This is a genomic window from Streptomyces sp. JN8, assembly GCF_055808075.1.
Genome location: NZ_CM147852.1, coordinates 4,290,171 through 4,314,367, shown reverse-complemented (window position 1 = coordinate 4,314,367; position 24,197 = coordinate 4,290,171). Strand labels below are relative to the sequence as shown.

20 protein-coding genes are annotated in these 24,197 nt (G+C 73.5%); 10 read left to right on the top strand and 10 right to left on the bottom strand.

The genetic code is table 11. The annotated features are described in order from the left end of the window. Positions 1-30: 30 nt before the first annotated feature. Together ACY0MR_RS18965 and pdhA (ACY0MR_RS18960) are read right to left on the bottom strand one after the other, a co-directional pair. A complete protein-coding gene (locus ACY0MR_RS18965; protein WP_361848805.1) occupies positions 31-1,011 on the bottom strand; it encodes an alpha-ketoacid dehydrogenase subunit beta in 981 nt (326 codons plus the stop codon). A gap of 2 nt (positions 1,012-1,013) precedes the next feature. Beyond that, positions 1,014-2,192, bottom strand: coding sequence for a pyruvate dehydrogenase (acetyl-transferring) E1 component subunit alpha (pdhA, locus tag ACY0MR_RS18960; RefSeq protein WP_451060696.1), 1,179 nt, complete (start codon positions 2,190-2,192; stop codon positions 1,014-1,016). 339 nt (positions 2,193-2,531) lie between these two features. Between pdhA (ACY0MR_RS18960) and ACY0MR_RS18955 the strand changes: the two genes are divergently transcribed. From ACY0MR_RS18955 to ACY0MR_RS18945, 3 genes are all read left to right on the top strand, one after another. Beyond that, complete coding sequence (locus ACY0MR_RS18955) at positions 2,532-3,191, top strand: response regulator transcription factor (protein WP_361848811.1); 660 nt, start codon at positions 2,532-2,534, stop codon at positions 3,189-3,191. Positions 3,192-3,370: 179 nt separating this feature from the next. Then, a complete protein-coding gene (locus ACY0MR_RS18950; protein WP_361848814.1) occupies positions 3,371-3,823 on the top strand; it encodes a pyridoxamine 5'-phosphate oxidase family protein in 453 nt (150 codons plus the stop codon). A gap of 132 nt (positions 3,824-3,955) precedes the next feature. After that, positions 3,956-4,954 (top strand): phosphotransferase, encoded by a 999-nt coding sequence (locus ACY0MR_RS18945; protein ID WP_388802095.1) that lies wholly within the window; start codon positions 3,956-3,958, stop codon positions 4,952-4,954. 36 nt (positions 4,955-4,990) lie between these two features. Here the strand turns inward: ACY0MR_RS18945 and ACY0MR_RS18940 are convergent, their stop codons facing one another. Next, positions 4,991-6,604 carry a protein kinase domain-containing protein gene (locus ACY0MR_RS18940; protein ID WP_473554250.1) on the bottom strand — a complete coding sequence of 538 codons (1,614 nt, stop codon included), beginning with the start codon at positions 6,602-6,604 and terminating at the stop codon, positions 4,991-4,993. A gap of 275 nt (positions 6,605-6,879) precedes the next feature. Here ACY0MR_RS18940 and ACY0MR_RS18935 point away from each other — a divergent pair, with 275 nt between their 5' ends. The 6 genes from ACY0MR_RS18935 (at position 6,880) to ACY0MR_RS18910 (ending at position 14,905) form a co-directional block, all read left to right on the top strand. Continuing rightward, positions 6,880-8,538: a protein kinase domain-containing protein gene (locus ACY0MR_RS18935; protein WP_473554247.1), complete on the top strand. Its 1,659-nt coding sequence runs from the start codon at positions 6,880-6,882 to the stop codon at positions 8,536-8,538. A 406-nt stretch (positions 8,539-8,944) separates the two neighbouring features. Further along, on the top strand, positions 8,945-9,622 hold the full coding sequence (locus ACY0MR_RS18930) for a hypothetical protein (RefSeq protein ID WP_473554246.1): 678 nt from the start codon (positions 8,945-8,947) through the stop codon (positions 9,620-9,622). A 96-nt stretch (positions 9,623-9,718) separates the two neighbouring features. Beyond that, positions 9,719-10,444: a PadR family transcriptional regulator gene (locus ACY0MR_RS18925; protein ID WP_473554243.1), complete on the top strand. Its 726-nt coding sequence runs from the start codon at positions 9,719-9,721 to the stop codon at positions 10,442-10,444. Positions 10,445-10,663: 219 nt separating this feature from the next. Beyond that, positions 10,664-11,398, top strand: a complete 735-nt coding sequence (locus ACY0MR_RS18920) for an ABC transporter ATP-binding protein (protein ID WP_148003398.1) — start codon at positions 10,664-10,666, stop codon at positions 11,396-11,398. Continuing rightward, a complete protein-coding gene (locus tag ACY0MR_RS18915) occupies positions 11,395-14,259 on the top strand; it encodes an ABC transporter permease (protein ID WP_473554240.1) in 2,865 nt (954 codons plus the stop codon). Before ACY0MR_RS18920 ends, ACY0MR_RS18915 begins: the two co-directional genes overlap by 4 nt. A gap of 97 nt (positions 14,260-14,356) precedes the next feature. Next, a complete protein-coding gene (locus ACY0MR_RS18910) occupies positions 14,357-14,905 on the top strand; it encodes a bacterial proteasome activator family protein (protein ID WP_017240334.1) in 549 nt (182 codons plus the stop codon). A gap of 112 nt (positions 14,906-15,017) precedes the next feature. On the opposite strand, the gene ACY0MR_RS18905 is transcribed toward ACY0MR_RS18910, so the two are convergent. From ACY0MR_RS18905 to pdhA (ACY0MR_RS18875), 7 genes are all read right to left on the bottom strand, one after another. After that, positions 15,018-16,004 (bottom strand): NAD(P)H-quinone oxidoreductase, encoded by a 987-nt coding sequence (locus tag ACY0MR_RS18905; RefSeq protein WP_473554237.1) that lies wholly within the window; start codon positions 16,002-16,004, stop codon positions 15,018-15,020. 37 nt (positions 16,005-16,041) lie between these two features. Next, positions 16,042-17,127 carry a potassium channel family protein gene (locus ACY0MR_RS18900; protein WP_388801987.1) on the bottom strand — a complete coding sequence of 362 codons (1,086 nt, stop codon included), beginning with the start codon at positions 17,125-17,127 and terminating at the stop codon, positions 16,042-16,044. Further along, the gene (locus ACY0MR_RS18895) at positions 17,124-18,584 is read right to left on the bottom strand and encodes a molybdopterin molybdotransferase MoeA (RefSeq protein ID WP_473554234.1); all 1,461 of its coding nucleotides are present in this window, start codon (positions 18,582-18,584) and stop codon (positions 17,124-17,126) included. The genes ACY0MR_RS18900 and ACY0MR_RS18895 overlap by 4 nt, the downstream gene beginning before the upstream one ends. Continuing rightward, positions 18,581-19,621: an NTP transferase domain-containing protein gene (locus tag ACY0MR_RS18890; RefSeq protein ID WP_473554232.1), complete on the bottom strand. Its 1,041-nt coding sequence runs from the start codon at positions 19,619-19,621 to the stop codon at positions 18,581-18,583. Before ACY0MR_RS18890 ends, ACY0MR_RS18895 begins: the two co-directional genes overlap by 4 nt. Positions 19,622-19,757: 136 nt before the next feature. Continuing rightward, positions 19,758-21,173, bottom strand: a complete 1,416-nt coding sequence (locus ACY0MR_RS18885; protein ID WP_473554230.1) for a dihydrolipoamide acetyltransferase family protein — start codon at positions 21,171-21,173, stop codon at positions 19,758-19,760. After that, a complete protein-coding gene (locus ACY0MR_RS18880) occupies positions 21,173-22,237 on the bottom strand; it encodes an alpha-ketoacid dehydrogenase subunit beta (protein WP_388801999.1) in 1,065 nt (354 codons plus the stop codon). Before ACY0MR_RS18880 ends, ACY0MR_RS18885 begins: the two co-directional genes overlap by 1 nt. Next, positions 22,237-23,397, bottom strand: coding sequence for a pyruvate dehydrogenase (acetyl-transferring) E1 component subunit alpha (gene pdhA, locus ACY0MR_RS18875; protein ID WP_473561841.1), 1,161 nt, complete (start codon positions 23,395-23,397; stop codon positions 22,237-22,239). Before pdhA (ACY0MR_RS18875) ends, ACY0MR_RS18880 begins: the two co-directional genes overlap by 1 nt. A 177-nt stretch (positions 23,398-23,574) precedes the next feature. On the opposite strand from pdhA (ACY0MR_RS18875), the gene ACY0MR_RS18870 reads away from it, so the two are divergent. Continuing rightward, positions 23,575-24,165 (top strand): Lrp/AsnC family transcriptional regulator, encoded by a 591-nt coding sequence (locus ACY0MR_RS18870; RefSeq protein ID WP_361853534.1) that lies wholly within the window; start codon positions 23,575-23,577, stop codon positions 24,163-24,165. The last annotated feature ends 32 nt before the right edge of the window (positions 24,166-24,197 follow it).

Below are 24,197 nucleotides of genomic sequence, written 5' to 3'. Positions count from 1 at the left end.
TTGAATTCGCGGATCGTCACGGTGCTCTCCTCAGTACGCCAGCGAGCGGTCGACGGCGTCGAGCACGCGATCGAGACCCGGCAGGTACTCCTCCTCCAGGCGCGCCGGCGGGTACGGCGCGTGGTAGCCGCCGACCCGCAGGACGGGGGCCTCCAGGTGGTAGAAGCAGCGCTCGGTGATCCGGGCGGCGATCTCCGCGCCGGAGCCGAAGAACACCGGGGCCTCGTGGACGACGACCAGGCGGCGGGTCTTCTCGACCGACGCCTGGATGGTGTCGAAGTCGAGCGGCGAGATCGAGCGCACGTCGACGACCTCGATCGACTTGCCCTCCTGGGCGGCGGCCTCGGCCACCTCCAGGCAGGTCTTCACCATCGGGCCGTAGGCCGCCAGGGTGAGGTCGGTGCCCTCGCGGGCGACCCGGGCCTTGTGCAGCTCGCCGGGGATGGCCTCGGTGTCGACGTCGCTCTTGTCCCAGTAGCGGCGCTTGGGCTCGAAGAAGATGACCGGGTCGTCGCTCTGGATCGCCTGCTGGAGCATCCAGTAGGCGTCGTTGGAGTTCGCCGGGGTGACGACCTTGAGGCCCGCGACGTGCGCGAAGAGCGTCTCGGGGGACTCGGAGTGGTGCTCGACGGCGCCGATGCCGCCGCCGTACGGGATGCGGATGACGATCGGCATCTTCACCGTGCCGAGCGAGCGGGCCCGCATCTTCGCCAGCTGGGACACGATCTGGTCGTACGCCGGGAAGACGAAACCGTCGAACTGGATCTCCACGACGGGGCGGTAGCCGCGCAGGGCGAGACCGATCGCGGTGCCGACGATGCCGGACTCGGCGAGCGGGGTGTCGATGACCCGGTCCTCGCCGAAGTCCTTCTGCAGCCCGTCGGTGATCCGGAAGACGCCGCCGAGCTTGCCGACGTCCAGACCCATGATCAGGACCTTGGGGTCGGTCTCCAGCGCCTTGCGCAGCGACTCGTTGAGCGCCTTCGCGAGAGGAAGCTTCTGAACAGCCATGATTACTCGGCCTCTCCGCCCTCGAAGGACGCCTGGTAGGCGGCGAACTCGGCCCGCTCCTCGTCGACGAGCGCGTGCCCGTCCGCGTACACGTTGTCGAAGATCGCCATGTGCTCCGGGACGGGCATGGCGCGGACGACCTCGCGGACGTGCTTGCCGAGCGCCTCGCTCTCCGTCTCCAGCTCCTCGAAGAAGGCCGCGTCGGCGTGGCCCTCGTTCTCCATGTACGTCCTGAGGCGCTGGATCGGGTCCTTGGCCTCCCACTCCTCGCGCTCCGCGTCCCGGCGGTAGCGGGTCGGGTCGTCCGAGGTGGTGTGCGCGGCCATGCGGTAGGTGTAGGCCTCGATGAGCGTCGGGCCCTCGCCGCGGCGGGCGCGCTCCAGTGCCGACCGGGTCACGGCCAGGCACGCGAGGACGTCGTTGCCGTCGACGCGGACGCCGGGGAAACCGAAACCGCGGGCGCGCTGGTAGAGCGGAACGCGGGTCTGCTTCTCGATGGGCTCGGAAATGGCCCACTGGTTGTTCTGGCAGAAGAACACGACCGGGGCGTTGTACACCGCGGAGAAGACGAAGGACTCGTTCACGTCGCCCTGGCTGGAGGCGCCGTCACCGAAGTACGCGATCACGGCGGAATCCACGCCGTCCTTGGCGACGCCCATGGCGTAACCGGTGGCGTGCAGGGTCTGCGCACCGAGAACGATCGTGTACAGGTGGAAATTGTTGGTGCTCGGATCCCAGCCGCCGTTGTTCACACCGCGGAACATGCCGAGCAGGTTCGTGGGGTCGACCCCGCGGCACCAGGCGACCGCGTGCTCACGGTAGGTGGGGAAGACGTAGTCGTCGTCCCGCAGGGCACGGCCGGAGCCGATCTGGGCGGCCTCCTGGCCGAGCAGCGAGGCCCACAGGCCCAGCTCGCCCTGCCGCTGGAGCGCGGTGGCCTCGGCGTCGAAGCGACGGCTGAGGACCATGTCGCGGTAGAGCCCGCGCAGTTCCTCGGCACTCAGGTCGATGTCGTAATCGGGGTGCTGGACGCGCTCTCCCTCGGGCGTCAGCAGCTGGACGAGCTCGGGCTCTGCGCCCTGCGCCGCCGGTGCCTTCTTCGCGCCTGCGGCGCTGGTGGTGCGCTTGGCGCCGCTGCTGCGTCGCGTCGTCTTGCGCGCGGCAGTGCTCTCCACGGTCACGTGCGTGCTCCTCCGTCGGTCCGGCCTCCGGGTTCGCCGGTAAGACCAGTGCGGCTCCGCCTTATCCGTACCCTTCGCACGGGGTGGGTGCGACGCGGCCGGAGTCGGGCGTGACAGGTGCCCCGGCGAGCGCCGTCATAGGCACGTTACCCATAGTGCAGCATTCCCGCGAAACCCTCCTTGACCTGCGATTTTGCTTGGATTTCCAAGTAAATCGAGAAAAGAGGGACTCGCTGCTGGTCAGCGCGTGGACAACGGCCCGACGCCGTCGTCGGAACATCCGGCACGTTATCCCGCGCACCCCGGGCGCGGGAAGAGCCAATATGTGAGACTGGCAGCGTGCGCGAAGAAGGAAAAATCCGGGTATTTCTGCTGGATGACCACGAAGTCGTCCGGCGCGGCGTCCACGAGCTGCTCTCCGTGGAGGACGACATCGAGGTGGTCGGCGAGGCCGGGACGGCGGCGGACGCGCTGGTCAGGATCCCCGCGACCCGCCCCGACGTCGCCGTGCTCGACGTCCGGCTGCCGGACGGCAGCGGCGTCGAGGTCTGCCGCGAGATCCGTTCGCGGGACGAGGACATCAAGTGCCTGATGCTGACCTCGTACGCGGACGACGAGGCGCTCTTCGACGCGATCATGGCCGGAGCCTCGGGGTACGTCCTCAAGGCCATCCGCGGCAACGAACTCCTGAACGCGGTGCGGGACGTGGCCGCGGGCAAGTCCCTGCTCGACCCGGTGGCGACCGCCCGCGTCCTGGAGCGGCTGCGGGACGGCAACAACCCCAAGGGCGACGACAAGCTCGCCAACCTGACGGAGCAGGAGCGCAAGATCCTCGACCTGATCGGCGAGGGTCTGACCAACCGGGTCATCGGCGAGCGGCTCCACCTCGCGGAGAAGACCATCAAGAACTATGTCTCCAGCCTGCTGTCGAAGCTGGGCATGGAGCGGCGCTCGCAGGCCGCCGCCTACGTGGCGCGGCTCCAGGCGGAGCGCCACTGACGTCCTCCGACGTCCTCCCGGGGGCGGAGACGGCCCCGGGCACCGGTGGCGCCGGGCCGGCCGACCGGCCCCGCCCCGTCCCGGGTGCGGCCGACGGTCCCGATTCGGGACCTACGTCCCCGTGAAAGCGGGGCAGGGGCCCCTTCTCCGACAGGTGGCGGTGGCGGAGAGTGGAGGGCATGTCCACCGACGAGATCCGCGCCATCGAGCTGCTCGGCCGCGTCGCGTACGGCCGGGTGGCGACGAGCATGCGGGCGATGCCGTTCGTCGCCCCCGCCCGCCACATCGTGGCCGACGGCCGTGTGCTGCTCCGGCTGCACCGGGGCCTCGGCTACCACCGCGCCTGCAACGGCAGCGTCGTCGCCTACGGCGCGGACAACTTCAGCTCCGGGTCGGCGAACCTCTGGTCCGTGCAGTTCACCGGCACCGCCGAGATCGTCGAGCCGACCGCCGAGGAGCTGAGGGAGTTCGGCACCGAACCGGAGCGGGTGGACGGCGAGGCCTTCGACCCGGTCTACATGCGGATCGAACCGCAGTTCGTGACGGTCCACGCCCTCGACTACGCGAGCGAGACCCCGGTGACCCGTGCCACCACCCACTCCGTCCGGCGACACCTCCACCACGTAGCGTGATCTAACATCTGGCGGGTGCCGCGCTCATCTGAAACGCTCACTCCTCCGGGCGAACCGCCCGCCCCGCGGCCCGGTCGACGACCGGGCGCCACCCGCCCCGCCGGCGCCCCGCCCGCCCCACCGGTCGGCGCCCTGCTCCGCCGCCACCGGCACGCCGGGGAACCCCTCTCCTGCGTGCCCGTCGCCGAGGGCCTGCTCAACCGCGGCTTCCGCCTCTCCACCACCCGCGGCACCTACTTCCTGAAACAGCACCTCGACGCCCCCACCGCCGACCGCGCCACCATCGCCCGCCAGCACCGGGCCACCCAGCGGCTGCACGCCCTCGGCCTGCCCGTCGCCCCGCCGCTGCCCGACGGCAGGGGCCGCACCGTCGCCGTCGTCGACGGCCACTGCTACGCCCTGCACCCCTGGGTCGACGGCCGCCACCGCGACGGCGCCCAGCTCTCCACCGGCTGCTCCCGGCGCCTGGGCACCCTCCTGGGACAGGTCCACACCGCCCTGGACCGGGTCATGGAGCCCCCGGGACCGGACGGGACACCCGGCGCCGTCGCGGACGGCGGGCGCGCCAGCGCCGACCTCCAGGACACCTTCCGGGCCATCGACGAGCTGATCCGCCTGGCCCGCGCGCACCGCCCCCGCGACAGCTTCGACGTCCTCGCCCTGCACCGGCTCAGGGAGCGCCGCCGGCTCCTCGCCCAGCACGCCCACCACCGGCCGCCGCCCGCCGAGGCGGCCGGCTGGGTGCACGGCGACTTCCATCCGCTGAACCTGCTCTACCGGGGCGCCGAACCCGCCGCGATCGTCGACTGGGACCGGCTCGGGGTCCGCCCGAGGGCCGAGGAGGCGGTCAGGGCCGCCGCCATCTTCTTCGTACGGCCCGGGGGCGAGCTGGCCCTGGAGAAGGTACGGGCGTACGCCCGCGCGTACCGGCGGGCGAGCGGCGCCGACCGCGCCGAGCTGGCGGCGGCCGTGCACCGGGTGTGGTGGGAGCGGCTCAACGACTTCTGGACCCTGCGGTGGCGCTACCAGCTGCACGACCGAAGGGCCGACCCGCAGTTTCCCGCGATGTCGGCCCTGGCGGTCTGGTGGACCCGCGAGTACGCGGCGGTGAGCGACGCGTTCGCGGGGTGAGGCGGCGTCCGGGCCGGTGCCCGGACCGGGCCCGGGTCAGCCGGACTCGGTGCCGTCCGTCGGCGGCGGGTCCGAGTTGTTGCCGCCGGTGGGATCGGTGGGCGTCCCGGTCTCCGGCGGATCCGTGGCGTTCGTCGGCGGATCCGTGGGCTGGGTCGGCTCGTCCGTGGGCTCGGTGGGCGGCTCGGTCGTCGTCGACGGGTCGGTCGTCGGCGGAGCCGTCGTGGGCGGCTGCGTCGTCGGCCGGTACGTCGTCGGCGGCGGCCACGGGTCCTGCGTGACGCCCCCGTCGGAGGTGCCCGGGTCGGTCGACGGCTGCTCGGACTCCGTCGACGGCGAGGGCGAGGGCTCCTCGGACTGCGTCGACGGCGAGTTGCTCACCGTCGGCGTCGTGCCGCCCGTGGTGCCACCGGGGTCGCCGGCCTTGTCCAGGGCGTAGACGACACCGGCGACGACCGCGATCAGCGCGAGCGCGGCGAACAGCCAGATCTTGCCGCGGCGGCCGTTCCCGCCGTGCGAGCCGTACGAACCGTCCTGGCCGTAGCCGCCGTTGCCGCCCGTACCGCCGTCGTATCCGCCGTACCCGCCGTCCTCCGGGTTCATCGGGGGCAGGATCGGGCCCTGCGAGGTGTCGCCGTGCACGGGGTGGCCCATCGCGGTCGTCGCGGCCATGCCGCCGACCGGGGTGTGACCGCCCTCGTGCGCCTCCACCGGCCCGGTGTTCCACGTGCCGGTGTGGCCGCCCTGCTGCTGGAGCATCTGCAGGCCGTACTGGATGAGGCCGCGCATCTCCTCGGCGCTCTGGAACCGGTCGTCCGGGTCCTTGGCGAGCGAGCGCATCACCAGGCCGTCGAGCTCCGGCGGCACGGACTGCGTGACGTCGGACGGCGGCACCGGCGCGTCCTGGACGTGCTGGTACACGACGGACAGCGGCGTCTCACCGGTGAACGGGGGCCGCAGCGCCAGGAGTTCGTAGAGGAGGCAGCCCGTCGCGTACAGGTCGGAGCGGTGGTCGACGGCCTTGCCGAGCGCCTGCTCGGGGGAGAGGTACTGCGGGGTGCCCATGACCATGCCGGTCTGGGTCATCGTCGACTGCGCGCCGTGCAGGGCGCGGGCGATGCCGAAGTCCATGACCTTCACGGCGCCGCCGTGGGTGATGATCACGTTCGCCGGCTTGATGTCGCGGTGCACGATGCCGTGCTGGTGCGAGTAGGCCAGCGCCTCCAGGACCCCGGAGACGATGATGAGGGCCTGCTCGGGCCCGGGGGCCTCGGCGCTGAGCAGCAGGTCGCGGATGGTGCGGCCCTCGACCAGCTCCATCACGATGTACGGCACGGGCCGGCCGGCCACGATGTCCTCGCCGGAGTCGTAGACCGCGACGATGGCGTGGTGGTTCAGCCCGGCGACCGACTGGGCCTCGCGGGTGAAGCGGGCCTTGGACACCGGGTCCTCGGCGAGGTCGGCGCGGAGGAGCTTGACCGCGACGGTGCGGCCGAGCCGCACGTCCTCGGCCGCGAAGACCTCCGCCATGCCGCCGCGTCCCAGACGGTGCGTCAGGCGGTACCGGCCGTCGCCGACGACCCCGCCGACGCCCCAGGACTCCGCCGACGAGTCCGGCACGCCGCCGCCTGCTCCGGATTCGGGTGCCATCAGTCCTCGCCGTCGTCTGTCGTGCCGTGTCCAGTCGTCACGCTACAGGCTCCGTACGACACCACGGTCCGAGATGGACCGGCCATCCAACCCCTTCCACGTACACCTGTGCAAATTCGACAGGATTCCTCCGCCCCCGCGGAAACGGTTCGGAGAAGCTTCCTGTGCGGAGGGTCACGGAACGGGCACCTGGCTTGACGTGTCACTGCCCTCGGGCAGACTTGGCCGAGAAATTCCGGATCAACGCCGCCTCGCGCGCGTAGGGGGAAGCACAGATGAGCCAGGACGGCGCACAGGGCCGCTATGCGGGCGGTTCGGTCGCGGGCGGCCGGTACCAGCTGCGCGACCTTCTCGGCGAGGGCGGGATGGCGTCGGTCTACCTCGCCTACGACAGCGCGCTCGACCGCCAGGTCGCGATCAAGACGCTGCACACCGAGCTGGGCCGCGAACAGTCCTTCCGCGAACGTTTCCGCCGCGAGGCGCAGGCGGTCGCGAAGCTGTCGCACACCAACATCGTCTCGGTCTTCGACACCGGCGAGGACACCCTCGACGGCGCCGTCATGCCGTACATCGTCATGGAGTACGTGGAGGGGCAGCCGCTCGGCTCGGTCCTCGCCTCGGACATCCAGCAGTACGGCGCGATGCCGGCCGACCGGGCGCTGAAGGTCACCGCGGACGTGCTCGCCGCGCTGGAGGTCAGCCACGAGATGGGCCTGGTCCACCGCGACATCAAGCCCGGCAACGTGATGCAGACCAAGCGCGGCGTGGTCAAGGTCATGGACTTCGGCATCGCCCGCGCCATGCAGTCCGGGGTCACGTCGATGACCCAGACCGGCATGGTCGTCGGCACCCCCCAGTACCTCTCCCCCGAGCAGGCCCTCGGGCGCGCGGTGGACGCCCGCTCCGACCTGTACTCGGTCGGCATCATGCTCTTCCAGCTGCTGACCGGCCGGCTGCCCTTCGACGCCGACTCCCCGCTGGCCATCGCCTACGCGCACGTCCAGGAGGAGCCGGTCGCCCCGTCGACCGTCAACCGGGCGGTGACCCCGGCGATGGACGCGCTCGTCGCCCGCGCGCTGCGAAAGAACCCGAACGAGCGGTTCCCGAGCGCGGCCGCGATGCGCGACGAGTGCCTCCGGGTGCTCTCCGCCGGCCAGACCGCCGCCCCGTCGATCGTCCCCGGCAACCCCGTCAGCAGCGGCGCGGGCGTCGGCTCGGCGGTCTTCCCGCCCGTCGGCCAGACCCCGCCGCCGGCCCCGCACACCGGACCGCACGGGGTGCAGCACCCCTACCAGCCGCCGACGCCGGGACCGTACGGTCCGGCGACCCCGGCGCCCTCCCCCTCGTACGGGTACCCGCAGCAGGCGCCGACGCCCGTCTCCGGGTACCAGACCCACCACGCCCCGCAGAACGCGTACCAGGCGTCCACCCCGGCTCCGTACTCCACCGCGCACCCGTCCGCGTCGAGCACGGCCGGCGGTTCGCGACGGAACACGCCGGTGATCGTCGGCGCGGTCGTCGTCGCCCTGCTCGCGGTCGGCGGCCTGCTCGTCGCCCTGAACCTCGACAAGGGCGAGGACCCCGAGGCCGGCGGCACCGGCGGCACGGGCACCCAGCAGAGCCAGACCGCGGCCCCCGGCCACAAGGGCCCCGACCTCACCAAGACGATCGACCCGAAGAAGTGCAGCCAGCCGACGGAGTCGAGCGACGACCCGGAGAAGTTCGAGGTCCCGAACTTCACCTACAAGAACATCCAGTCGGTGAAGGCCTGCGTCCAGGCCGGCGGCTGGAAGATCATGACGCAGACGCCCGTGGACGAGTCCACGTACGGCGAGGGCACGATCCTGGAGCAGTACCCGCCGGCAGGCGAGGACATCACCGACAAGGACGCCGAGTTCACCCTCAAGATCTCCACCGGCAACCCGCCGCAGTAGACGGGCGCCCTCCCCTCTGTCGGACGAGGCCCTCCCCACCGGACGCGGTCCGGCGGGGAGGGCCTCGTGCAGGGAGGCTTCGTGCCGGGGGCCTCGTGCCAGGACGGCCTCGTTCCGGGAGGGCCTCGTGCCGGGGGGGCCGTGCACCGGAGGTCCCATCCGAACGGGGGACTCCTCTGTTCCTCCCCCGATTCCGGCTTCGGAGCCGTTCCTCCTGCTCCCGGGCGTCGCCGTCACCCTTCCTGACGCTCCTTTACGTCGACCGCCCCCGTCCCGGATGCCGGACTCGCCCCGGCATGTGACGCTGAGTTCACTATCTCGGCGGCTCGGTACGGGAGGGGGTCACCCGGTGACTCCAGCACTCCGCAGGGCGCGGGCACGGGTCCTCGGATCCGCTCTCACCTGCTTGTTCGCCGGCACGTGCGCCCTGCCCGGGGGGCCGCTCGCCCACGGAGCCGAGGCACCGGCCGGCTCCGCGGTGATCGTGGCACCGACCACGCCCCCGGCCGCCACGCCGCCCCCGCCCTCCACGGCGCCGCCCACCCCGTCGGCCTCCTCCGTCGCACCCTCCTCGACGGTCACCCGCTCCCCTTCCGCCATCTCCCCCTCTCCGGGACGCACCGGCGCCGCGGGCACGCACGCACCTCCCGCGCCCGCCCCTGCCGGCACGGGCGCGGCGGCGCCCGCCGGGCCGAGCGCCGAGCCCAGCGACGCGCCCTCGCCCGAGGGCTCCGCCTCGCTGGCGGGCCGGCCCGCGGGTGAGGGGCGCCCGCGGCCGGGGCGCTCCGTGGCCCCGGTGCCCGCGGGTGACGCGCCCCGGCAGCCGGAGTCCCCTCGTACCGAAACTGCAACAGACCCGGAGCGCCCCGAGGCCGTCGAGGAGGAGGCCCGGGAGGTACGCGAGGAGGAGGCCGTCGCACCGGAGGCGGCACCCGCGAGCCGGCCCGGCGCCGCGCCGGGGATGGCCGCCGAATCCGCCGAACCCCTCGTCGACCAGCGGATTCCCGTGCTCACGCTCGGGGTCGGCCTGGCGCTGATGGGGCTCGGGATCGGCTTCCTCGGGCTCCGGATGCGGCGCCGCTGAGCCCTGGCGGACCCCCGGGGTCCCCCTTGAGGCGGATGCGGCCCTTCCGTCTCAGGACGGTTGTCCGTCCCGGCATACCCGGTATACATACTGAGTATGTCCATCCGCCACGGGCTTCTCGCCCTCCTCGAACGCGGCCCTCGGTACGGCTCCCAGCTCCGTACGGAGTTCGAGTCGCGCACGGGTTCCACCTGGCCCCTCAACGTCGGCCAGGTGTACACGACCCTCAACCGGCTCGAACGCGACGGCATGGTCGCCCAGGGCGGCGAGGACACGGCCGGACACACCCTGTACACGATCACCGACAGCGGCCGCGCCGAACTGCGGACCTGGTTCGAGAAGCCGGTGGACCGCACCAGCCCCGCCCGTGACGAGCTGGCCATCAAGCTCGCCATGGCCGTGGGCGCCCCCAGCGTCGACATCCGCGACGTCATCCAGTCCCAGCGCCGGCACACCGTGAAGGCGATGCAGGACTACACCCGCCTCAAGGCCCAGGCCCTGATCGCCGTCGAGAGCGGCGGAGCCCGGGAGCGGGACGACGTCGCCTGGCTGCTCGTCCTGGAACAGCTGATCTTCCAGACCGAGGCCGAGGCACGCTGGCTGGACCACTGCGAATCCCGGCTGATCCGCCTCTCGACGACGGCCGCGGAGGTCGGCGCCGCCCCGGGGGCCGCGGCGCCCCCGACCCGGAAGGCCCCCGGGTCCGCCGACGGACCCGGTGCCGCCGACGGTCCCGGCACCGGCGCCCGGCCGGGCGCCGACGCGGTCCGCACCGGCACCGCACCGACCGAGACCGCCCCACCCTCGGCCCGGGGACGCTGACCGCGACCCCGCGCCCCACACGTACCTCTCGCCCCACCCGTACCTCTAGCGACGCGCGCCCCACGTGCGCGCCGCATCCGGCGTACGGCCCGCGCACCGCCCGCCGTACGGACCGCACACCGTCCGCCGAACGGCCCGCGCCGCACCGGCCGTACCACCTTTCCACCGCTCGCTCCCGTGTCCGGCCGACCGCCGGGCACGCCCAAGGGGGGACCCCTCATGTCCGCACAGCAGCCCGTGCTGCAACTCAAGAACCTGACCCGCGTCCACGGCGCGGGTGCCACCGAGGTGCATGCCCTGCGCGGCATCGACCTCGCCGTGTACCCGGGTGAACTCGTCGCCGTCATGGGCCCGTCCGGCTCCGGCAAGTCCACGCTGCTCACCATCGCCGGCGGCCTCGACGCCCCCACCTCGGGACAGGTGATCGTCGAGGACACCGACATCACCACGGCGAGCGTCAAGGAACTCGCGGCCCTGCGCCGCCGCAGCATCGGCTACGTCTTCCAGGACTACAACCTCATCCCGGCCCTCACCGCCGCCGAGAACGTCGCCCTGCCGCGCGAGCTGGACGGGACCTCCTCCCGGAAGGCGCGCGTCGAGGCCCTCAAGGCACTGGAGGAGATGGGCCTCGGCCACCTCGCCGACCGCTTCCCCGACGAGATGTCCGGCGGCCAGCAGCAGCGCGTGGCCATCGCCCGCGCCCTCGTCGGAGAGCGCCGCCTCGTCCTCGCCGACGAGCCCACCGGCGCCCTCGACTCCGAGACCGGCGAGTCCGTGCTCGCCCTGCTCCGCAGCCGCTGCGACGCCGGCGCGGCCGGTGTCCTCGTCACCCACGAGCCGCGCTTCGCGGCCTGGGCGGACCGGGTCGTGTTCCTGCGGGACGGCGCCATCGTCGACCAGACCGTGCGCAGCGAGGCCGATTCCCTGCTGACGGGCCAGGTGGCTGAGGCGTGAAGACCTGGTTCCACTCCTGGCGGGCCGCGATACGCATAGCCCGCCGCGACGCCTGGCGCTCCAAGGGCCGCAGTGCTCTCGTCCTGGCGATGATCGCCCTGCCGATCCTGGGCGTCAGCGCCCTCGATCTGACCTTCCGCAGCTCCGAGCTGTCCCCCGCCGAGCGGGCGGATCGCTCGATCGGCGCGGCCGACGCCCGCTTCAAGGACTCCGGCTACGGCGGGGTGCCGATCCTCCAGGACCCGTCCGGGGACCTGAACACCCCGGCCAAGGACTACGCGGACACGGTCTGGCCGAGCGGCCCCACCGATGTCACCAAGACCTTCCCCGCGGGATCCACGGTCCTCACGGACAGCTCCGGCAGCGCCAAGCTGACGACGAAGCACGGTCTGCTCGTCACCGAGGTGCGTGAGCTCAAGGCCGCCGACCCGATGGCGCGCGGCATCACGACCCTCCTGGAGGGCCGCTACCCGGAGAAGAACGACGAGGTCGTCGCGACCTCGCACTTCCTGGAGAGCAGCGGTCTGTCGGTCGGCTCGACCCTTTCCGCACGCAACTTCGACCGCCCGTACCGGATCGTCGGCTCCTACGAGATTCCCGACCAGCTGAAGGCCGACCAGGTCAACGTGCTCCCCGGGGCCTTCCACGCCCCGTACGCGAAGGCCGTCGAGAAGGCCGGGCTGCAGAAGCCCGACACCAGCACCACGTACCTGGTGCGCGCGTCGGGTGGTTTCACGTGGAACATGGTCAAGGAGATCAACACCAAGGGTGTGATCGTCTCCTCCCGTGCCGTGATGATCGACCCGCCGGCCAAGTCCGAGGTCCCGCTCTTCCAGAAGCAGGGCTGGGGCGACTTCGAGTCCAGCGCGGTCGGCAACGCCGCCGAGCTCGCGGCCGTCGGCACGGTCGTCGGTCTGGCGATGCTGGAGATCTGCCTGCTCGCCGGACCCGCCTTCGCGGTCGGCGCCCGTCGCTCGCGCCGCCAGCTCGGTCTGGTCGGGGCCAACGGCGGTGCCCGCAGCCACATCCGGGCCATCGTGCTGAGCGGCGGTCTGGTCATCGGTGTCGCCGCGGCGATCACCGGTACGGTCCTCGCCCTGATCCTCACCAAGGCGCTCCAGCCCTTCCTGGAGGAGACCATGGGGCAGCGGTTCGGCGCCTTCGACGTCCGGCCGCTGGAGATCCTCGGCATCGCGCTGCTCGCCGTGCTGACCGGACTGCTCGCCGCCATCGTGCCGGCGATCACCGCCTCACGGCAGACCGTCCTCGCCTCGCTCACCGGCCGGCGCGGTATCCGCCGCAGCAGCCGGGTCCTGCCCCTGATCGGCCTCGCGGCGCTCCTGATCGGCGGCGCCATCGCGCTCTTCGGGTCCATGGTCAGCCAGCAGTTCATCATCGTCGCCGGCGGCTCCGCGATCGCCGAGCTGGGCGTGGTCGCCATGACCCCGGCGCTGGTCGGCCTGTTCGGCCGGACCGGCCGCTGGCTGCCGCTGTCCCCGCGTCTCGCGCTGCGGGACGCCGTGCGCAACCGGGGCCGTACGGCTCCCGCCGTCGCCGCCGTCCTCGCCGCCGTCGCCGGCACGGTCGCCGTCTCCACGTACATGGCCAGCGAGGAGGCCCAGCGCAGGGCCGAGTACACGGCCCAGCTGCCGCACGGCACCGTCGCCGCGTTCGTCAACGAGGAGGGCGGCCGGGACGTCCCCGCCGTCCGCGACGCCATCCAGCGGTACGTCCCCGTCGACGTCCGCGCCGACGTCCAGCGCGTCGCGGTCGGCAAGCCCAGCTGCATGCCCTGGGACAGCGCCGCGGGCTGCGGCCGCTTCGAGATCGTCGTCCCCCCGGCGAACGAGTGCCCCATGTACGCCTCGGTCCCCGGCGGCGGCGACCCCGCCGAGAAGTTCACCCCCGATCAGCGCCGGAAGATGCTCAGCGAGGACTGGCGGTGCAAGGAGGGCCGCAGCAGCGGCATGTACGTCTCCGACGGCGGGCTCCTCGTCGGTGACGCCGCCCTGCTCCAGGTGCTCGGCCTCGACGCCCCCGCGACCGTGAAGGCCCTGGCCGACGGCAAGGTCGTCAGCTTCAACCCGGTCAACGTCGACAAGAACGGCAGGTACGGGATCAAGCAGATCACCGACCTGGCCGCCGCCGACAAGGCCTCCCAGGACGGCAAGCCCACCCCCGGCAAGGTCACCCTGCTGCCCGCGTACCAGGTCCCCGGGGACACGCAGTCCTACGGCGTCCAGGCCCTGATGACCCCGGCCACCGCCAAGGCCGCCGAACTCACCACGGTGCCGCTCGGCAGCTACGCCAGCACGGACCGGCTGCCCGACACCGAGGCGCGCCAGAAGCTCGACGGCGAGCTCACCAAGCTCGGCAGCAGCGTCGAACTCCACGTCGAGGAGGGCTTCGTCAACTCGTACAGCCTCATCCTGCTGTCCCTGGCGATCTTCGCGGGGCTCGTGACCGTCGGCGCCGCCGGTATCGCCACCGGGCTCGCCCAGGCCGACGCCGAGGCCGATCTGAAGACGCTGGCCGCCGTCGGCGCCCCGCCGCGGGTCCGCCGGACCCTCAGCGGCTTCCAGTGCGGTGTCGTCGCCGCGATGGGCGTCCTCCTCGGCTCCGCCGCCGGAGTGCTGCCCGCCGTGGGACTCCGGCTGAACGAGGAACGGCAGCAGTTCCGCTGGCACGAGGAGTCCGTCGCCCAGGGCTGGAGCACGGCCGCCGACGCACCGTACGTGCCGATCGTCATCCCCTGGGAGACCCTCGCCGGCCTGCTCGTCGCCGTACCGGTCGGCGCCGCGCTGCTGGCGGCCCTGGTGACCCGCTCCCGCGGCGCGCTGGCCCGGCGCGAGGCGACCTGACGGTCTTCGTTGTCGTCCCGTGCCCCCGTACGAGGGTGGATCACCCTCGTACGGGGGCACACCCCGTGGTGACGCATGTGTACGAGAGAATGGCGGCATGGAGATGCCGAGGAATGACAGGTCGCAGGAGAGCCCCCAGGTCCTCATCGTGGGACAGGACGGGATGGCGCTCGGCGGCACTCAGGGCGACGACGAACCCCGCGAGGTCCCGGTGACGGAAATGGTCGAGCAGCCTGCGAAGGTCATGCGGATCGGCAGCATGATCAAGCAGCTCCTGGAGGAAGTACGCGCGGCACCTCTCGACGAGGCCAGCCGGGTCAGGCTCAAGGACATCCACGCCAGCTCCGTGAAGGAACTGGAGGACGGGCTCGCGCCCGAACTGGTCGAGGAACTGGAGCGGCTCTCCCTGCCGTTCACGGACGAGGCGATCCCCTCCGAGGCGGAGCTGCGCATCGCGCAGGCGCAGCTGGTCGGCTGGCTGGAGGGCCTCTTCCACGGCATCCAGACGGCGCTCTTCGCCCAGCAGATGGCGGCCCGCGCCCAGCTGGAGCAGATGCGCCGGGCGCTCCCGCCGGGCGCGTCGCACGACGATGACGACGACGACCGCGGCCACGGCCACGCGGTCCGCTCGGGGCCGTACCTGTAGCCCTCGGCGGAGCACGGACGAGGAGGGGCCCGGCACACCGCGTGCCGGGCCCCTCACGCATCCGTGACGCCACCGCGGGTGAGGCCCGGCATGCTCCGGGGAAGCGGGCCCGTCAGGCCCGCGGAGCCAGCAGCAGGACCTTGCCGACGTGGCTGCCCGCCTCCAGCGCCCGGTGGCCCTCGGCGGCGTCGCTCAGCGACAGCGTCCGGTCGACGACCGGGCGGACCGTTCCCGCGCCGATCAGCGGCCAGATGTGCTCCCGGACGGCCGCCACGATCGCCGCCTTCTCGTCCGCCGGGCGGGCCCGCAGCGTGGTCGCCATGACCGCGGCCCGCTTCGCGAGCAGCGCCCCGAGGTTCAGCTCGCCCTTGACGCCGCCCTGCAGGCCGATGACGACGAGCCGGCCGTTCACGGCCAGCGCCTTCACGTTCCGCTCCAGGTACTTGGCGCCGACGATGTCCAGGATGACGTCCGCCCCCGCCCCGTCCGTCGCCTTCGCCAGCTCCTCGACGAAGTCCTGCTGGCGGTAGTCGATGAGGATGTCCGCGCCGAGCTCGGCACAGCGCGCCAGCTTCTCGGGGCCGCCCGCGGTGACCGCGACCCGCGCCCCGATCGCCTTGGCCAGCTGGATCGCCATCGTGCCGATCCCGCTCGCCCCGCCGTGCACGAGCAGCGTCTCCCCCGGACGCAGGTGGGCGATCATGAAGATGTTGGACCAGACGGTGCAGGCCACCTCGGGGAGCGCCGCGGCCGTGGCCACGTCGACGCCCTCGGGCACCGGGAGCAGCTGGCCCGCGGGGACGACGACCTTCTCCGCGTATCCGCCGCCGGCGAGCAGCGCGCAGACCTCGTCGCCGACCGCCCAGCCCGCCACCCCCGGGCCGAGCGCGGAGATCCGGCCCGAGCACTCCAGGCCGGGGTACGGCGAGCTGCCCGGCGGCGGGTCGTAGAAGCCCTGCCGCTGGAGCAGGTCGGCGCGGTTGACGGCACTCGCCGCCACCTCGACGAGGACCTCGCCCTCGCCGGGTACGGGATCGGGCACCTCCGCCCAGACGAGGGCTTCGGGACCACCGGGTTCCGGAATCGTGATCGCATACATGCCGGCGAGGCTACTCCCGGCGCCGGGCGGGCCGTGCTCAGTCCTCCGGCGGTGTCCTGAGCGGGGTGACCGGCGCGGCACGGACGATGGTGATCACCCGGTCGGTGAGCTGGAGCGGGCTGGCCGCGGGGTCGTCGTATCCGAGCAGCCGGTGGCCGCGCAGCACGCTCACGACCAGGTCACCGGTCTCGCGGACGCTCTTCCCCACCTCGCTCTTGGTCACCGGGCGCTCCACCAGGTCGAGGCCGGAGCCCTGCTGGATGAGGTCCTCCATGACCGTGCCGGCGCTGGGGCTCAGCACGGACAGGCCGAGCAGGCGTCCGGCGGCGCTGGCGCTGGTGATGACCGCGTCCGCGCCGGACTGGCGCAGCAGCGGCGCGTTCTCCTCCTCGCGGACCGCGGCGACGATCTTCGCGCCCCGGTTGAGTTGGCGGGCCGTGAGGGTGACCAGGACCGCCGTGTCGTCGCGCTGGGTGGCAATGACGATCTGCCGGGCGCGCTGCACCTCGGCGCGGAGCAGCACGTCACTGCGGGTCGCGTCGCCGACGACACCGACGAAGCCGTCCGCGTTCGCCGTCTCGATCACCTTGTTGGAGGGATCGACGATGACGATCTGCTCCTTGCTGAGACCGGTGGCGCAGAGCGTCTGGATCGCGGACCGCCCCTTGGTGCCGAAGCCGACGATGACGGTGTGGTCGCGCAAGGTGGACCTCCAGCGGTTCAGCCGGAACTCCTCGCGGGTCCGCTCCGTGAGGACCTCGAGGGTGGTACCGACCAGGATGATCAGAAACAGCACGCGCAGGGGCGTGACCAGCAGGATGTTGGCGAGCCGCGCCGTGTCGCTGTACGGGACGATGTCGCCGTATCCGGTGGTGGAGAGCGTGACGGTCGCGTAGTAGGCGCAGTCGAGGAAGTCGAGCGTCCCGTTGGCGTTGTCGTGGTACCCCCCGCGGTCGACGTAGACGATCATGATGGTCACGGCCAGCACGCCGAGGGCCATCAGGAGCCGCTTGCCGACCTGGCGCAGGGGCCGCTCGACCTCGCGGCGGGGCAGCTTGACCTGCGGGCCGGAGATCCGTTCCTCCGCGTGGCGGGCCATCGCGTCACGGCTGGGAAGTTTCACGTGAAACACGCTCCTTGGGCCGGTACGGCCCCCTCTGCCGCCGGCCAGGAAAGGTCGAGGACATCCAACTCTTGGCCGGGGCGGGCGCCGCCGGGCGGGACGACGGCCAGTCCGTCGGCGGCGGCGATGCCGCGCAGCATGGCCGGTCCGTTGTAGCGCAGGGGTACGGCCCGTCCGCCGCGGCGCACGACCGGGACCAGCCGGGTGTCGTACGGGTGGCCGTGCACCTCGTCCTGCACGGGGACCCGCGGCGGCTCGGGCACGGCGGCCGCGGCCCCGGTCAGGGCTGCCAGAAGCGGCTCGGCCAGCGTCAGGAGCCCGGAGACCGCCGCGAGGGGGTTGCCGGGAAGCCCGACGAGATGACGGACGCGCGGGGCCGTGGCGCCCGCGGCCGGGGCGTCGGCGGCCGGAGCACCCACGGCCGGGGCGTCGGCGGGCCCGAAGGCCCCGGACGGCGTGGCAGAGGGCCCGGAGGCCCCGGACGGCACGGGCTCGGGCGGCTCGGAGTCCGACGGGCCGGGCTTGACCGCCTCGGGCAGCGCGTTGAGGCGGGCGAGGAGCATCGGGTGGCCCGGGCGGACCTTCACCCCGTCGACCAGGAGGGTCGCACCGGCCTTCTCCAGGACTCCGTGGACGTGGTCCACGGGCCCGGCGGCGGTCCCGCCGGTGGTGAGCACCAGATCGGCGGCGGAACCGGTGACGGCCGCGTACAGCTCCTCGGCCTCGTCGCCGATGCGGCGGACGGCGAGGACGTCGGCGCCGAGGGCCGCCAGCCACGGGCCCAGCATCGGGCCGAGGGCGTCGCGGATGAGGCCGTCGTGGGGGAGCCCGGCGGCGAGCAGCTCGTCGCCGAGGACCAGGATCTCGACCCGGGGGCGGGGCGGCACGGGAAGCTCGTCGTAGCCGGCGGCCGCGGCGAGGCCCAGCACGGCGGGGGTCACGACGCTGCCGGCGGGCAGCAGCTCCTCGCCGGAACGGCACTCCTGGCCGCGGGGCCGGATGTCCTGTCCCGGCACGACCTCGCGCAGGGCGTGCAGCAGGGTGCCCTCGGTGCGGGCGTGCTCGCTGCGGACCACGGCGGTGGTGCCGGCGGGGACGCGCGCGCCGGTGGCGATCCGCACGGCCTCGCCGTCGTGCGCGGCGGCCTCGGACGCGCGGCCGGCGAGGACGGCGTCCCGGGCCCGTACGGTCCACGGCCCCGGCCCCGCGACGGCCCAGCCGTCCATGGCGGAGGTGTCGAAGGACGGCAGGTCGGTGAGGGCCAGCAGCGGCACGGCGAGGGCCTGGCCGAGGGCCTGCGCGAGCGGTACGCCGATCGGCGCCCGGACGGCCCGGGCGGCGGCCCCGGCGCGTACGGCCGCGGCGCGCGCCTCGGGCCAGGCGGTGGCCCGGTGCGCCTGCCCGGACCGCGCGTCGCCGGTTCCGGGGGCCACCGGGAGGGGCTCCTGCAGGGTCATCCGGCCTCGTCCTGCTCGGTGGCCCAGCGCTGGGCCAGTGCGGCGGCCTTGCGGGCGGCCTCGGCGACCGCCTCGGGACCGCCCCCGTCGGCCGCGCGCGCGGCCGCGTAGCCCACCAGGAAGGTGGTCAGGGGAGCGGCGGGGCGGGCCACGCCGTGGGCGGCGTCGCGGGCCAGATCGAGCAGCACGCCGGTGTCGACGTCCAGCTCGATACCCAGTTCGTCCTTGACTGCGGTGATCCATTCATCCAGCACGGTCCCATGCTCCCTGATGCGGGCCCGGGCCGTGGCGATGTCCTCCCAGGTGTCGCAGTCGAAGGAGGCGTGCGGCGCCGCGGCGACCCGGACGAGGCGCAGGGCGCCGGTGAGCCGCCGCAGCGGACCGCCGGCGAGGGTGCCGCGTTCCTCGGCGATGCGCGCCAACTCCCGTCGGAGCGGGGTCGTTCGGTAGGCGGCGACGAGCGGCTGGTCCCGTTCCTCGGCGTCGGTGAGGAGCGCGGCCTCGGCCTCGGGGTGGTCGGCGAGCGCGCCGAGCAGCCGGTGGACGGTGTCCTCGTCGAGGAAGGGCAGGTCGGCGGAGAGCACGAGCAGCACACGGCCGCCGGCCCCGTCCGCCTGAGCGCCACCGGTCGGCGTCCCACCCGCCTGGGCACCACCGGTCGGCGTCCGACCCGCCTGGGCACCACCGGTCGGCGTCCCACCCGCCTGGGCGCCGTTCGTGCCCTGGTCATCGCTGCCGGCGCCGGTGCCGGTCCCGGTACCGGTCGCCGGGCCGTCGGTGTCCGCGCCGATCGCGCGTACTCCCGCGTCCAGAGCGGCGAGCGGGCCCCCGCCGGGCGGGTCCTCCCTGGTCCAGTGGACGGGACGGACGGTCGGGCGGGGGGCGCCGACGACCACCGTCCGCTCCGCGCCGCGGCACGCGGCGAGGACCCGGTCGAGCAGCGGCCGGCCGCCGACCCGTACGCCGGGCTTGTCGGCGCCGCCGAGGCGCCGGGCGGCGCCTCCGGCGAGCACGACGGCGTCATGGGGGGTGGTCACCCCAGCAGTATGGTCCGCCGCCGCTCCCCGTCGCCGGGTGCGTCTCCCTTGGTGAGACGGCCCGGCAGGCGGGACGGTCGGCGGACGGGCCCGAGACGGGCCGGCGGGACCGGGCGGGTCCCGCCGGAGCGCCGCGTCAGAGCGTGCGGAGCAGGACCGCGGGCTGCTCGACGCAGTCCGCCACGTACCGCAGGAAGCCGCCCGCCGTGCCGCCGTCGCAGACGCGGTGGTCGAAGGTGAACGAGAGCTGCACCACCTGACGCACGGCCAGTTCGCCCTGGTGGACCCACGGCTTGGGGATGATCCGGCCGACGCCGAGCATCGCGGCCTCGGGGTGGTTGATGATCGGCGTGGAGCCGTCGACCCCGAACACCCCGTAGTTGTTCAGGGTGAAGGTGCCCCCGGTCAGATCGGCCGGGGTGAGCGCCGACTCCCGTGCGGCCTCCGTGAGTCGGGCGAACTCCGCCGTCAGCGACTCCGCCGTCCGGGTCCCCGCGTCCTTGACCACGGGCACGACCAGGCCCCGCGGGGTCTGGGCGGCGAAGCCGAGGTGCACGTCCGGCAGCCGGACGATCTCCCGCGCCGCGGTGTCCACGGTGGAGTTCAGCTCGGGGAACCGCGCCAGGGCGTGCACGCAGATCCGGGCGAGGAGCGCGAGGAGCGAGATCTTCGGCCCGCCCGACGCGTTCATCGCCGTGCGTGCGGCCATCAGCTCCGTCGCGTCGGCGTCGACCCAGCAGGTCGCGTCCGGGATCTCCGTGCGGCTGCGCGAGAGCTTGTCCGCCACGGCGCCGCGGACCCCGCGCAGCGGGACCCGCTCCCCGGCCGGTGCCACGACCGCGGAGGAGGCCGCGGGGGTCGCCGCGCGGGCGGGGGCGGGCGCCGGCGCGGCCGCCGGACGGTCGAGGGCCGCGAGGGCCGACTCGACGTCGGCCCGCAGGATCAGGCCCTCGGGTCCCGATCCCCGCACCTCGCGCAGATCGAGCCCGCGGTCCCTGGCCAGCTTCCGCACCAGCGGCGAGATGACCGGCACCGGTCCCTCGCGGCCGGTGCCGGAAGGGGCGACCGGAGCCGACCCGACCGGGGCGACCGGAGCCTGCGCGGCCGGGGCGGCGGGCGCGGGTGCCTTCGCCACGGCGTGGCTCTCGTGGCGCACCCTGCGCCGCCGGGCGGCGGGACCGGCCGTGCCGTACCCGACGAGCACATTGCCCGAGTACTCCGACGACACGGCGGACTCGGCAGCACCCTCCCCCGCCGTGGGCGCGGTGCCGGGAGCGGCCTCGGCGAGCTCCTCCGGCGCGCCCGTGCCGCCCACCGCGACCGTCAGCAGCGGCGCGCCGACGGGCAGTTCGGTGCCCTCCTCGCCGTACCGGGCGGTGACGACACCGCCGTACGGGCAGGGCACCTCGACCATGGCCTTGGCCGTCTCGACCTCGACGACCGGCTGGTCGATGGCGACGACGTCGCCGACGCCGACCAGCCAGCGGACGATCTCCGCCTCGGTCAGTCCCTCGCCGAGGTCGGGCAGCTTGAACTCCAGCACCTGCGCCATCAGCTTCCCGCCTCCCACTGCAGCCGCGCGACCGCGTCCAGGACCCGGTCCACGCCCGGCAGATGGTGCCGTTCCAGCATCGGCGGCGGGTAGGGGATGTCGAAGCCCGCGACCCGCAGCACCGGCGCCTCCAGGTGGTGGAAGCACCGCTCGGTCACGCGCGCGGCGATCTCCGCGCCGGGGCCGCCGAAGCCCGTCGACTCGTGGACGACGACGGCGCGGCCGGTGCGCCGCACCGAGGCGCAGACGGTCTCGTCGTCGAAGGGGACGAGCGAGCGGAGGTCGACGACCTCCAGGTCCCAGCCCTCGGCCTGCGCGGCCTCCGCCGCCTCCAGGCAGACGGGCACGGAGGGTCCGTAGGTGATCAGCGTGGCACCGGTGCCGCGCCGCCGCACCACGGCCCTGCCGATCGGCTCCACGGCCGCCGGCGCCTCGGGGGACCAGTCGGACTTCGACCAGTAGAGCCGCTTGGGCTCCAGGAAGACCACCGGGTCGTCGGAGGCGATGGCCGCGCGCAGCAGCCCGTAGGCGTCCTCCACGGTGGCCGGGGTGACGACGTGGAGTCCCGGGGTGGCCGTGTAGTAGGCCTCGGAGGAGTCACTGTGGTGCTCGACGCCGCCGATCCCGCCGCCGTACGGGACGCGGATGACGATGGGCATCGGCATCGCGCCGCGCGTGCGGTTCCGCATCTTCGCCACGTGGGAGATCAGCTGCTCGAACGCCGGGTAGGCGAACGCGTCGAACTGCATCTCGACGACCGGCCGCAGGCCGTACATCGCCATGCCGACCGCAGCGCCGAGGATGCCCGCCTCGGCCAGCGGGGTGTCCGTGCAGCGGTCCTCGCCGAACTCCTTGGCGAGCCCGTCGGTGACCCGGAAGACGCCGCCGAGGGTGCCGACGTCCTCACCCATCACGTGGACGGTGGGGTCCTCGGCCATCGCGTCGCGCATGGCGCGCTGGAGCGCCTGCGCCATCGTGGCGGGCTTGGCCTTCCCGGCCCCGCCGCCCTTTCCGGGGTTCCCGGCGGTCCTGTCCGCCGTGGATCCGGTCGTCGCCGTCGTCATCACGCCTCACCCTCGGCTTCGAGCTCGGCGCGCAGCTGCGCCGCCTGTTCCCGCAGCTGCGTGGTCTGCTCCGCGTACACGTGCGCAAAGAGGTCCATCGGGTTCAGCACCGGCTCGGCGTTCATCCGCTCCCGCAGCTCCGCGGCCATCGTCTCGGCGGCCTCGGCGGCCTCCCGCCGGCCGGCCTCGTCGAGCAGGCCGCGCTCGGTCAGCTCCCGCTCCAGGATGAGGATCGGGTCGTGCGCCCGCCAGGTCTCGACCTCGGCGGCCGCGCGGTAGCGGGTGGCGTCGTCGGCGTTGGTGTGGGCGTCGATGCGGTAGGTGACGGCCTCGACGAGCGTGGGGCCGCCGCCGCGCCGCGCTCGGGCCACGGCCTCGGTGAGCACCTGGTGGACGGCGATCGCGTCGTTCCCGTCGACGAGCCGGCCGGGCATCCCGTATCCGACGGCCTTGTGGGCCAGGGACGGGGCGGCGGTCTGCTTGGCGAGCGGTACGGAGATCGCGAAGCCGTTGTTCTGCACGAGGAAGACCACGGGGGCCTGCCAGACGGCGGCGAAGTTGAGCGCCTCGTGGAAGTCGCCCTCGCTGGTGCCGCCGTCGCCGACCATCGCGAGGGCGACGACGTCGTCGCCCTTGAGCCGGGCGGCGTGGGCGAGGCCCACCGCGTGCGGGAGCTGGGTGGCGAGCGGGGTGGAGAGCGGCGCGATGCGGTGCTCGTGCGGGTCGTACCCGGTGTGCCAGTCGCCCCGGAGCAGGGTCAGCGCCTGCACCGGGTCGAGACCGCGGGCCACCGCGGCCAGGGTGTCGCGGTACGAGGGGAAGAGCCAGTCCCGCTCCTCCAGGGCGAGGGCGGCGGCGATCTCGCACGCCTCCTGGCCGTGGGTGGACGGGTACACGGCGAGCCGGCCCTGCTTGGTGAGGGCGGTGGCCTGCGTGTTGTACCGGCGGCCGCGGATCAGCTCCGCGTAGAGCCGGAGCAGCAGCGCGGGGTCGGCGTCGGCCACGGCGTCCGTGCCGAGCACGCGCAGCGGCTCGGTGTCGGGCAGCAGCGGGGCGGGGTCGGTCCGCGGCTGCCAGGCCGGCGGCGGGGTCGGCCGGTGGGCGGGAACGGCACCGGGCGGCTCTTGGACTGTCGAACTGCGCTGTTGCAACGAGTCCACCTCCTCGTGGGAGCGGGCATAAGACCCGAAGGCGGGTGGCGCGAGTGTGGCGCGCCTCACCTACCGATTGTTCGGTCGTGGAGGCATTTTGGCTACAGGCACCTTCAGCCTGTGGACAAACGGTTCTCCACAGCCTGGGATGAGTACAGGTCGTCCACCGGAGAGAGGCGGGGGGACATGGCGGATGAACAAATGGCCGTCGACCGGAGCGGGGCTCCGGACGGCGACACGGGCGGCGAGCCCCGCGGGACGGGGAGCGAGGTGCCCGGCGAGACGCTGAGCGCCCCGATCGGCACGCCGACGGGCGCGCTTCCGGCACGCCCGCTGGACGCGATCGACCGGGACATCCTGCGGTTGCTGCAAACGGACGGCCGCGCCTCGGTGCGCTCCGTGGCCGAGCGGGTGCACGTCTCCCGGGCCAACGCCTACGCGCGCATCAACCGGCTCATCGACGACGGGGTGATCCGCGGCTTCAGCGCCCGGGTCAACCACGAGCGGGCGGGCCACGGCGCCTCCGCCTACATCACGCTCAAGATCGTCCAGAACTCCTGGCGCACGGTCCGCGAGCAGCTCGGCGCGCTGCCGGGCGCCACGCACATCGCGCTGGTCAGCGGTGATTTCGACGTCCTGCTGCTGGTGCACACGCCGGACAACCGGACGCTGCGGGAGCTGGTGCTGACCCGCATCCAGGCGATCCCCGAGGTGCTGTCCACGCGCACGCTGCTGGTCTTCGAGGAGACGGACCTCAACACCGACCCGCACGCCTGAGCCCGCCCCCGGAAGGCGGGCGGGCCCCCCGG